This is a genomic window from Nocardiopsis sp. NRRL B-16309 (genome assembly GCF_001279585.1).
In the GTDB taxonomy this organism is placed as follows: domain Bacteria; phylum Actinomycetota; class Actinomycetes; order Streptosporangiales; family Streptosporangiaceae; genus Nocardiopsis.
The window spans coordinates 1-10,808 of record NZ_LGEC01000108.1 but is presented as its reverse complement, the minus strand read 5'-3'; the positions used below and the strand labels follow the sequence as shown (position 1 = coordinate 10,808).

Genomic DNA, 10,808 nt, shown 5'->3' with positions numbered 1-10,808 from the left:
GTACACCGCCACCGACAAAGCCTTCTTCGCCTGATCCTGCCCGATCACGTACGAGTCCAGGAACTCATAGATCTCACGCGGCTTCGGCAGACTGTCCCAGCCGAGATCGGAGGTCTCGACCGTGTCCTCCTCGTCCACGATCTCGTTGCACAGTCCGACGCACTCGTCGCAGATGCAGATGTGGCCGGGGCCCGCGATCAGCCTGCGGACCTGGCGCTGGTCCTTGCCGCAGAACGAGCACTGCAGAAGTGGCCCGCTGTCACCGGTGCGTGTCACTCGAACGTTCTCCTCACACGGGCGGCGCCCGGGGCGATCGGCGGCGGGAACGAACCCCCGTGCCAGATGTTCACATCATCCGAATGTTCAAGGTATCTCCTGTCAGGGCAGGTGACAAAGCCACACTCCGCGCCCCCGGGGACAGACCCGTGCACGTGTCCCACCTCACTCCTCACGATCTCACATCCTGGCGTGCGCCCGAGATGGCCACGGCGTGTCCCGCGCCGCGCCCGCTCGCGCGCGCCACGACCCGCCCCCCGCGCACCTGCACCGCCGCCTCGGCGGCGTCACCAGCCTCCCCCGCGGCCACGGCCTCGGCGATCTCCCCGGTCTCGTCCAGCACCAGGCGCAGGCGCGGGCGCGCGTGCGCGGGGAAGGCCCGGCGCAGGCTCGCACCGAGGTCGGCCGCGCACAGCCGGGCCAGCGGCATCCGCTCGTCGGGGTCGTCGGTGACCACCACGGCCGCCACCCCGGCGTGCGCGGGCGCCGAGCGCAACGCGTCCTCGACGGCCGCCAGCCGCGACAGCCCCAGGACGAGCACCACCCCGTCCCCGCCGAGCGCGGCCTCGCTCCCCCGGAGCACGTCCTGCGCGGCGGGCGGCGACCACGGCTCGTCGACGGGCTCGGCCGGCACCGCGTGGTCGAGGTGGGGCAGCGGCCAGGTGTCGGCCAGGTCGAGCCCGGCCAACCGCTCGCAGGCGCGGATCACGTTGAAGGGGTCCACGAGGCCCGGCGCCACGACCGCGGTCTGCGCCGCTCCCACGAGGGTGGTGAGCACGGTCTCGGCCAGGCGCACCCGGCGCCGCCCCGGCTCCCCCGGCCCTTCGAGGGCCTCCAGGGCGAGCCCGAGCAGGACCGCCCCGAGCCGGTTGAGCTGGGTGTAGGAGCGCCTCGTGGGCTCGTCGGACAGGACCTCGGGGGTGAGCACCGAGCCCAGGCCGGGCGGTCCGCCGAAGTCGGTGAGCGGAAAGCGCTCGGTCCAGGCGCGTGCCAGGGCGCCGAGGGCGTCGGCGACGGTGTGGACGGCACCCGCCTCGGTGAGGCCCTCGGACCGGGCCTCGCGGTCGGCCTGTGCGGCCGCCTGCGCCAGGACGGCGAAGTACAGGGCGCGCTTGCCGGGGAAGTTGGAGTAGACGGCGCCCCGGGTCAGGTCGGCCCGGGCCGCGATGCGGTCGACCTTGGCGTCCCGGAACCCGCGCTCGGCGAACTCCTCGCCGGCGGCGGCCAGCACCCGGGCCCGGTTGCGGGCCCGCTGCTCGACCCTGTTGAGCCGGACCATCGTCCTCCCTTGTTCGGCGTCGTCCCATCCTAGGGTGGGATACGACGAACATCCGGGTGGTCGCGGTATCCCCGTGTCCGGGGCGTCGTGCGGCACCCGCCGCCGCTGACCGGTGTGCCGCCCTTCGTCCGGATCGGCGGCTCCTTCGTCCGGGTCGGCGGGTTCAGGAGCCGTCCAGGACCAGGACGGCGGCGCCCGCGACCCGGTCGGCCGCCAGGTCGGCCAGCGCCCGGTCGGCATGGTCGAAGGGATAGGGCGTCGTGGTCACCCTCGGCGGTCGCGCGGCGACGTGGTCGAGGTAGGCGCGGGCGTCGGCCCGGGTGTTGGCGGTGACGCTGCGCAGGGACCGCTCCTGGAACAGGTGCCGCTGGTAGTCCAGCGGTGGGATGCCGCTCAGGTGGATGCCCGCGACCGAGAGCGTGCCGCCCCGGTCCAGCGCCGCGAGCGCCGGGAGGACGAGGTCGCCGACGGGGGCGAACAGGACCGCCGCGTCCAGGGGCTCGGGCGGAGGCTCCGCGGAGCCGCGCGCCGAGGCGCACCCGAGGTCGAGCGCCAGCTCCCGGGCCCGCTCCGAACGGGTCATCACGTGCACGCGCGCGCCCCGGTCCAGGGCGGTCTGCGCCGCCAGGTGGGCCGAGGCACCGAACCCGTAGACGCCGAGCACGCCCCGCTCGGGCAGCTCGGCGCGGGCGAGGGCGCGGTGGCCGATGATCCCGGCGCACAGCAGTGGGGCGGCCGTCCGGTCCGGGAGAGCCTCGGGCAGGGGGTGGGCGTAGCGCTCGTCCACGGTGAGGTACTCGGCGTAGCCGCCGTCGGAGTCCCACCCCGTATAGGTCGAGGTCGGGCACAGGTTCTCGTCGCCGCGCCGGCAGTACCGGCACTCCCCGCACGTCGAGCGCAGCCAGGCCACGCCCACGCGGGTCCCGGCCGGGAACCGCGCCGCCGCGGGTCCCGCCGCCACGACGCGGCCGACCACCTCGTGTCCGGGCACGGTGCCCGGCCGCCGGGGCGGCAGGTCGCCCTCAGCCAGGTGCAGGTCGGTATGGCACACCGCGCACGCGCGCACCCGGACCAGGATCTCGCGGTCCCGGGGCACCGGCACCGGGCGGCGCACCCGCCGCAGCGGGCGGGAGCTGATCGGTCCCGGGCGCTCGACGGTCCAGGCGTCCATCTCGGCGGGGATCGGCATGCTCCGACTCCAGCACGGCCGCCCGGCGGGGTCAACGAGCGGACGCCGCCGCGTCGGGTTCGGCCAGGGCGTGCTCGGTGTCCTGGGCGGCCGGAAGGTGGACGACCAGCCGGAGCCCGTCGCCGCCGGGGCGCGCCGCGCGGCCGAGGTCCGCGTGGCGGCCCTGACCGTCCGCGTGCGGCGGGCGCTGGCCGAGGAGGCGACGGGGGCCGGGCGACGACGGCTGAGCGCGGTCGGCGCGGTCGGCGTCAGGGGGCCACCATGGTCGGCGCGGGCGGCAGGGTCGGCGTCAGCGGGGCCAGCACGGGCGGCGGCTTCAGGGGGCCAGCGCGGTCGGCGTCAGTGTCAGCGCGAGCGGCGTCAGGGGGCCAGCACGGTCAGCGCGGGACGAGGGGGCGGACCTCCTCCGCCACGAAGCGCACGAACCCCTCGGGGTCGGGCTCGTCGGCGGTGGGCTGCAGGACCACGGTGTCGGCGCCCGCCGCCGCCAGCCTTCGGACGGCCCCGGCGACGGTCTCGGCGTCCCCGGCCGCGCCGTGGTCCTCGGCCCGTGGGCCGCCCCAGGCATCGAGTTCGGCGGCCAGGCGGTCCCGGGCGTCGGGGCCGGTGGCCGCGTGCAGGTAGACGACCACGTCGGCGCGGCCCGGGCGGCCGGCGGCGCGCCGCCCCTCGTCGATCAGCCTGCGCGCCTCGGGGAGCGCGCCCGGGGTCATGTCCGCGTCCAGGACGGTCCCGTCGGCGGCCTCGCCGGTCAGGCGCAGCGTCCTGGGCCCCTGCCCGCCGGCCAGCACGGGGACGGGCGTCGCGGGCGGCCAGTCGAGCGCGACACCGCTCAGCCGGACGTAGCGGCCCTCGGTGTCGACCCGTTCGCCGCGCAGCAGCGCGCGCAGGGCCTCCAGGTGCTCGCGCAGCAGGGTCAGCGGCGACTCCGCGCGGGCACCGACCTGGCCCATCCAGTCCTGGACTCCGTGCCCGACGGCGATGGCGGCGCGGCCGGGGAAGAGCCGGTGCAGGGTGGCGGCCTCCATGGCGGTCAGCGCCACGTTGCGCAGCGGGACCGGGAGCAGGCCGATGCCCACGCGCAGGTGCTCGGACCAGGCCAGCGCGGCCGCGGCGGTGGCCACACCGCTCTCCAGGAAGCAGTCCTCCCACAGCCAGAGTTCGTCCAGCCCGGCCTCGTCGGCCGCGCGGACGACCCCGCGCAGCCGTTCGGGAGGGAGTTGGGGGCGGAAGACGGCACCGAGGGAAGTCATGGCCCCTTCCTACCGCCCCGGAACGGTCGCGCACAATCCGTCGCGGAACCGAAGCGAACTCGTCGACCGCAGGTCGCCGCGCGGTCATCCGGGGCGGGCACAATGGCCGCCTTCCCCGCTCCCCCCCTCCCCCGCCTCCCCCTCCGAGAGCGAGCCCCACCCGTGTCCCCCACCGCCGTCCGCACCGGACCCGTGTCGGCGCCGACCCCGCGCACCACCGTCGGCACCGGCGGGCACCGGCCCGAGATCGACGGCCTGCGTGCCGTGGCCGTGCTCCTGGTGGCCGCCTACCACGTCTGGCTGGGGCGGGTCTCCGGCGGCGTCGACGTCTTCCTGCTGCTCACCGGCTTCCTCATCACCGGCTCCCTGGTCCGCGCGGCCACCGAGGAGGGGATCCGCTACGGCGCCTTCCTGGCGCGGCTGGCCGCGCGCCTGGTGCCGACCGCCGCCGTCGTCGCCCTGGCGACCCTGGCCGCGACCTGGCTCCTGCTGCCCGAGACGCGGTGGCGCGAGGCCCCGGGGGACGCGGTCGCGGCGCTGCTCCACCACACGAACTGGCGCCTGGCGCTGGGCTCGGTGGACTACCTGGCGCGCGACGGCGACACCAGCCCCTTCCAGCACTTCTGGTCCCTCTCGGTCCAGGGGCAGTTCTACCTGTTGTGGCCCGCGCTGGTGGCGGCCGCCGTGTGGGCGGCCCGGCGTGCGGGTCGTGACCCGCGGCCGGTGCTGGTCGGCGCCCTGTCGGGCGTCCTCGTCCTGTCGCTGGCCTACTCGGTCCTGATGACCCGGGCCGACCAGCCGTGGGCCTACTTCGACACCGGCGCCCGGCTGTGGGAGTTCGCGCTCGGCGGGCTGCTGGCCCTGCTGCTGCCGGTCCTGCGACCCGCGCGGGTGGCGCGGGTGGCGCGGGTGGCGCTGGGCTGGACCGGGCTGGCGGCGCTGGTGCTGTGCGGGGCGCTGTTGCAGGTGTCGTCCGTCTTCCCGGGGTACGCGGCGCTGTGGCCGACACTGGCGGCCGTGGCCGTCGTCGTGGCGGGAACCTCCGGATCGGCCCTGGGCGCCGACCGGCTGCTGACCCTGCGGCCGCTGCGCTACCTCGGGTCGATCTCCTACGCCCTGTACCTGTGGCACTGGCCGGTGCTGGTGGTCTACCTGGCCGTCACCGAACGCGGCCTGGCGACCCCCGTGGGCGGGGCTGCGGTGCTCGCGGTGTCGGTGCTGCTGGCGGCGGCGACCACCCCGGTGGCCGACCGGGTGGCCCGGCTGGGCCGCGGCGGCGGGCGCCGGGCCGTGGTGCGCGGGGCGGCGGCGGCCCTGGCCTGCCTGCTGCCGGTCCTGGGGGCCGCGGCGGCCTGGTCCGGCCAGCAGGCCGCCGAACGCGCCCGGTGGGCCGACCTGCTCGCGGACGGGTCGAGCTACCCCGGCGCGGCGGCCGGTGACCGGGTCCCGGACCTGCCCGTGTACCCGCCCCTGGTCTGGGCGGCCGAGGACGCCCCCGTGACCTACGCCGACGGCTGCAACCAGACCACCGCCGGGACGGAGGTGATCACCTGCGTCTACGGGTCGCGGGACCCGGTGCGCACCGTGGCCCTGGTGGGCGGCTCGCACGCCGCGCACTGGTTCCCCGCCCTGGAGGAGATCGCCGACGCCCGCGACTGGCGGCTGGTCAACATCGTCAAGGGGGCGTGCCTGTTCACCGACGCCCCGCAGACCTACCTGGGCGAGCCGTACACGGCGTGCGCGGAGTGGAACCGCGGGGTCATGGCCGAACTGCGCGAGCTGCGGCCGGACACCGTCTTCACCACCGGGACGACGACCAGCCTGGACGGGTCGGCCGGGTTCGGCGAGGAGCAGGTCGTGGACGGCTACGTGGACCGGTGGCGCGAACTCGGCGACCTGGGGATCGACGTGGTCGCCGTGCGCGACACCCCCCGGTTCGGCTTCGACGTGCCCGGCTGCCTGGCCTCGTCCGGACCAGAGGAGTGCGCGGTGGAACCGGAGGGGTCGCTGGCCGCGGTCTCGCCGTTGGACGGGCTCGACCTGCCGCCGAACGTCACGGTGCTGGACCTGACCGACGTCTTCTGCGGCCCGGACGTGTGCCGCCCCGTGATCGGCAACGTCCTCGTCTACTGGGACGCCAGCCACATCGGCGCGACGTTCATGCGTACCCTGGCGCCGGAACTCGACCGCCGCTGGGCCAGCGCCGAGGGTCGGCGGGGCTGAGCCCGACGGCGGCGCGTCCGGAGGCGCACCGCCCCCGGACGGCACCGCCGTCGGACACGCACCGCCTGCCGGCGAAGTCGGTTCCCAAGGCGGTCAGCGCCCGGTCGCGCCGTCGATCTGCTCCCGCAGGATGTCGGCGTGGCCGGCGTGGCGGGCAGTCTCCTCGATCATGTGGACGAGGGCCCAACGGGTGCTGGGCGCGGGACGGCGGGCCCGACGCGGCCGCGGGACCGGTGCGGCCAGGTCGGCGCACCCGTCCAGTACGGCGTTCGCGCGCTCGACGGCCTGCCGGTAGCGGGCGACGACGTCGGCCACCCCGTCCTCCGGCGCGGCCCGGAAGGTCGCCGGCCAGTCGGTGACGTCGTCCCCCAGGAACATCGAGCGCTCGACCGCGGTCAGGTGGTGGAGCAGGCCGAGCAGGTTGGTGCCCGAGGGCACCCCGGCCGTGCGGACCCGCGGTTCCGGTGCGTCCTCGACCTTCGCGGCGATCGAGGTCCGCAGGTAGTCGAGGAAGCCGCGCAGGACGGCGGCCTCACTGGTCCCGGTCCGGGGCGGCGGGGTGTCGCCGCGCTGGTCGCGGCGGGAGGCGGTGGGCATGGTGGTCCCCTTCTCGTCGGATGCGCCCAGTCTCTTCACCCACACCCCGCTCTGGCACGCGCTCATGCGGTTTCGGCAACTCGCCCTCCGGCACCGCCCGTGGGAGGGGTCCTCGTCCGCCGGTCCCGACCGCGCGACGACGACGCGCGACGACCGGGCCCTCCCCGATCACGGGGAGGGCCCGACACGTGCGGCGCGCCCGTCCCGAACGGGCCGACGCCCCCCGGTCGGGGGCGGGGCGCCGTCGGGAACGCGGCCCGGCGCCCCGACCGGGCCGGAACCGGAGCCGGGACGGGGCGGGAGCCGGGAGCGGGGGGGTGGAGCCCCGGTGCCGGGCGGGAACGGGGCGCCGCTACTGGACGGCGCCGTACAGGGGGTAGGAGTGGCCGGCGGCGAACGCGGCGGCGATGAGCAGGAGGCTGACCGCGATGAGCAGCGCGTCCTCACGGGTCGCCCTGAGGTGGGCGAGCCGGATCCGGCGCCCGTCCGGGTGCTCCGCGGCGTAGGTGAACCCCCTGGTCTCCAGCGCCTCCACCGTGGTGCGCGTCCGCTTGGCGGTGTTGAGCATCAGCGGATAGAAGGCGGCCACCACCGTGGTCGCCGTCCGCACCACCACCCGCCACCCCAGCAGGCCCTTGGACGGCAGCGGGGCGGCGCGCAGCCGGTGCCCGTCGACGACCGTGTGGAACTCCTCCATCAGGATGGGCAGCATCCGGTAGCCGTAGCTCACCCCGAAGCTGACCATGGCCGGGGCGTGCAGGCTCAACAGTGCGTCGGAGAGCTTCTCCGGGTCCAGCGACACGAAGGCCGCCATGCTCGCCAGGCTCACGGTCGCCAGTTTCAGCGTCAGTTCCACCAGTGCCAGGACCGTGCCCAGGTCACCGCCGAACATCCACGCGGCGATCAGGACGTAGACGCTCTCCAGGACGAAGCCGATGATGAAGAGCCCGAGGACCAGCGGGCCGACGCGGCTGAGCACCACGAAGGCCGCGCAGATCACGAAGAGTCCGGCCAGCACGGTGATGTTGTGGGTCAGCCAGGGGACGACCGCGAAGATCAGGTACCAGCCGATGACGACCCTGGGGTCGCGCCGGGACAGCAGCCCGCCCCTGGTGGCGTAGGCGGTCCGCAGCAGTTCGAGCTTGACCCACTCCACGGACAGCCGGTCGCGTTCCTTACGCATGCTCGCTCCTTCCGGCACGGGACGGGATCTTCCCCGCGGGGACCGCGGAGGACTCCAGCCGTGCGAGCAGTTCGGCCACCGACAGCGGCACCGGGCTCATCCCGATCCCCGCGCCCACCTGGACCACCTGGGGCGGTACCAGGCCCACGGCCGCCATCAGCTCCTCGTCGGCGAAGAGCCCGGCCGGGTCGGTGTCGGCGGCCACGCGCCCGCCCTGGAGCACCACCACCCGGTCGGCCCACTCCGCGACCAGGTGCATGTCGTGGGTGGCCACCACCGTGCAGCGGATACTGCCGGACAGCGCGGCCAGCATCGCGGTGACCGCGTCCCGGCTGGCGGTGTCCAGGCTGGAGGTGGGTTCGTCCAGCAGGAGCAGCGCCGGGCGCATGGCCAGGCCGATCCCGAGGGTGGCGCGGCGCTGCTGCCCGCCGGAGAGCAGCCGGCCGTCCCGGTGGGCGAGGCCGGCCAGCCGCACCCGCTCCAGGACCTCCTCCACCAGTGCGGCGGCGTCGGCGGCTCCCCGACCGGTGGGGAACATGGCCACGTCCTCGCGGACGCTGTCCTTGAGGAACATCTGTTCCGGGCGCTGGTAGAGGTAGCAGACCCGGTCGGCCAGCGCGGCGGCGCTGGTCGTGCGGGTGTCGGTGCCGCCCACGCGGACGGTGCCCTCGCGCGGCACCTTCAGTCCGGTGAGCAGCCGCAGCAGGGTGGACTTCCCCGCCCCGTTGCCGCCCACCAGGGCGACCCGGTCCCCTTCGCGCAGGGTCAGGTCCAGGCCCTTCAGCACGAGGGACAGGTCCCCGCCCACCTCCCGGTAGCCGTGGGTCACCCCGGAGAGCTCGGCCACGGGTGCGGTGGCGGTGACCGGTCCGGGTGGACCCGGGTCCCCACCCTCCCGAGGAGCGTCCGCCACGGCGGCGGCGAGTCCCCTCTCCCGCAGCCGGTCGACGCACTCGGTGACGGTCAGGGGCACGGGGCCGGACGGGTCCAGGGACTGGGCGACCCGCACGACCTGGGGCGCGGGGATGCCGTGCGCGTCCAGCTCCTCCGCGCGGGCCAGCGCCTGGCGGGTGGGCAGGTGCCACACCGGCGCGCCGTCCGCCATCAGCACGACGGAGCGGGCGTGGCGCGCCACGAACTCGGCGTGGTGCTCGATCACCACGACCGTGGTGCCCAGCCGGGTGTTGAGGTCGGCCAGCGCGGCGTAGATGAGCTCCGCGCGGGCGGGGTCGAGTTCGGCCACGGGTTCGTCCACCACGATGACCCCGGGCCGCAGCGCCATGACACTGGCCAGGGCGACCAGGTGCTGCTGTCCGCCGGAGAGCTGCCAGGTGAACCGGTCGGCCAGGTGCGCCACACCGAGCAGCCCCATGGCCTCCTCGGTGCGCTCGTGGTGGTCGGGCCGCCCGAAGTTGACCGGGGCGAAGGACACCTCGTCGCGCACGGTCGGCCGCACGAGCTGGTTGCCGAAGTCCTGGTAGACGTAGCCGACCAGGTGGGAGAGGGCACCCACCGTCAGGTCGCGGGTGTCCTGGCCCAGGACCCTCACCGAGCCGTCGAAGGTCCCCGACCAGTAGTGCGGGACCAACCCGTTGAAGGACTTGCACAGGGTCGTCTTGCCCGAGCCGTTCCCGCCGATCACCGCGACGAAGTCGCCGCGCTCGATCCGCAGGTCCACGCCGCGCAGGCTGTCGTCGTCGGCCCCGGGGTAGCGGAACGTCAGCCCCGACACCTCGATGGCCGGTGTGCCGTCGGGCCCGCTCATCGGGGATCACTCCCGGCGGGTGCGTCCTCGGCGGCCTCCGTCTCGGTTCCCGCGTCCTGGGCGGAGCGCTCACGGCGCGACCGGAGCACGAACCTCGTCGCCGCGACCGCCGCTACGAGCACGATCAGCGCCGCGGAGACGCCGATCCACAGGAAGCGCTGGCCGTACTGGTCGATGAAGCCGGGTTCCCAGACACCGAAGTTGTCCACGATCTCGGAGGTGAAGGCCGCGATCATCGAGACGAAGGACAGCACGATCGCGAGCAGGGCGAAGGCGGCGGTGCCGCGCTGGGCGAGCGGGACGGGGTTGCGGGGGTCGCGCGGCGCCAGGCCCAGCAGCGGCTCGATCTTGCCGTACAGCCGGGGCGCCAGGACCATGGCGGGCAGGGCGCCGAACAGGACACCGCTGATGATCAGGTCCGTACTGAACCCGATGCCCTCCAGGAGCAGGATCGACTGGGGCAGGCCCTCCACGTACTCGGCGTCCTCGACGCCCACCCACACCTTGCCGATGTCCACGACGGCGGAGAGCATCTTGTCGACGGTCACCGTAGCCAGGGCCGCCAGCAGCAGCTGCGGCCTGCGGCGGGGGTCGCGGACCAGGCAGCCGCCGATGTAGAGGCCGAGGAACATCTGGAGGTAGCCCTCCAGCTCGCCGATGCCGGAGAAGTCCCCCATCAGCAGGTCGACGAAGACGATCTCGCCGAGCGGGGCGCCGAGGGCGGCGTAGAGCGGGTTGAACAGGGAGACCATGACGACGGGGACGAACGCCAGGTAGGAGACGGACAGCTCGACCGGGCCGATGGAGATCTCGGGGAGGACCTCGGTGACGATGTTGGCGAGGCCGAAAAGGGTCATCGACAGGACGAAGACCATGAGCTTCTGCCCGGAGGACAGTTCCGGGGGACGGAGGGCGTCCGGGGTTCGGGACGGCGTCGGCTTGGACATGGTGGGCCTTTCCGGGGGACACGGGTACGGCGGGGGGGGGGGCGGGGGGGTGGGGCGGGCGGGCCGGGGTCCGGGGGGCCGGGTCGGGGGCGGGGG

Annotated in this window: 9 protein-coding genes; 1 reads left to right on the top strand and 8 read right to left on the bottom strand. The window is 75.1% G+C overall.

Annotated elements, in window-relative coordinates:
• The 4 genes from ADL05_RS24405 to ADL05_RS24390 form a co-directional block, all read right to left on the bottom strand.
• Positions 1 to 276: ClpX C4-type zinc finger protein (locus tag ADL05_RS24405; RefSeq protein WP_304437798.1), on the bottom strand; the 276-nt coding region annotated here is incomplete at its 3' end.
• 172 nt (positions 277 to 448) lie between these two features.
• Positions 449 to 1,555, bottom strand: coding sequence for a TetR/AcrR family transcriptional regulator (locus ADL05_RS24400; protein WP_053619354.1), 1,107 nt, complete (start codon positions 1,553 to 1,555; stop codon positions 449 to 451).
• Positions 1,556 to 1,718: 163 nt separating this feature from the next.
• Complete coding sequence (locus ADL05_RS24395; protein WP_231640892.1) at positions 1,719 to 2,744, bottom strand: zinc-binding alcohol dehydrogenase family protein; 1,026 nt, start codon at positions 2,742 to 2,744, stop codon at positions 1,719 to 1,721.
• 377 nt (positions 2,745 to 3,121) lie between these two features.
• Entirely contained in the window at positions 3,122 to 3,997 is an 876-nt protein-coding gene (locus tag ADL05_RS24390) for an LLM class flavin-dependent oxidoreductase (RefSeq protein ID WP_053619353.1), read from the bottom strand.
• A 102-nt stretch (positions 3,998 to 4,099) separates the two neighbouring features.
• Here ADL05_RS24390 and ADL05_RS24385 point away from each other — a divergent pair, with 102 nt between their 5' ends.
• Positions 4,100 to 6,220, top strand: coding sequence for an acyltransferase family protein (locus ADL05_RS24385; protein WP_053619352.1), 2,121 nt, complete (start codon positions 4,100 to 4,102; stop codon positions 6,218 to 6,220).
• Positions 6,221 to 6,313: 93 nt separating this feature from the next.
• Here ADL05_RS24385 and ADL05_RS24380 read toward each other — a convergent pair whose 3' ends face one another.
• The 4 genes from ADL05_RS24380 to ADL05_RS24365 form a co-directional block, all read right to left on the bottom strand.
• A complete protein-coding gene (locus ADL05_RS24380; protein ID WP_053619355.1) occupies positions 6,314 to 6,817 on the bottom strand; it encodes a DinB family protein in 504 nt (167 codons plus the stop codon).
• A gap of 352 nt (positions 6,818 to 7,169) precedes the next feature.
• Positions 7,170 to 8,000, bottom strand: coding sequence for an energy-coupling factor transporter transmembrane protein EcfT (locus tag ADL05_RS24375; protein WP_053619351.1), 831 nt, complete (start codon positions 7,998 to 8,000; stop codon positions 7,170 to 7,172).
• On the bottom strand, positions 7,993 to 9,765 hold the full coding sequence (locus tag ADL05_RS24370) for an ABC transporter ATP-binding protein (RefSeq protein WP_053619350.1): 1,773 nt from the start codon (positions 9,763 to 9,765) through the stop codon (positions 7,993 to 7,995). Before ADL05_RS24370 ends, ADL05_RS24375 begins: the two co-directional genes overlap by 8 nt.
• Complete coding sequence (locus ADL05_RS24365; protein WP_156366009.1) at positions 9,762 to 10,712, bottom strand: cell division protein FtsQ; 951 nt, start codon at positions 10,710 to 10,712, stop codon at positions 9,762 to 9,764. Before ADL05_RS24365 ends, ADL05_RS24370 begins: the two co-directional genes overlap by 4 nt.
• Between the last annotated feature and the right edge of the window lie 96 nt (positions 10,713 to 10,808).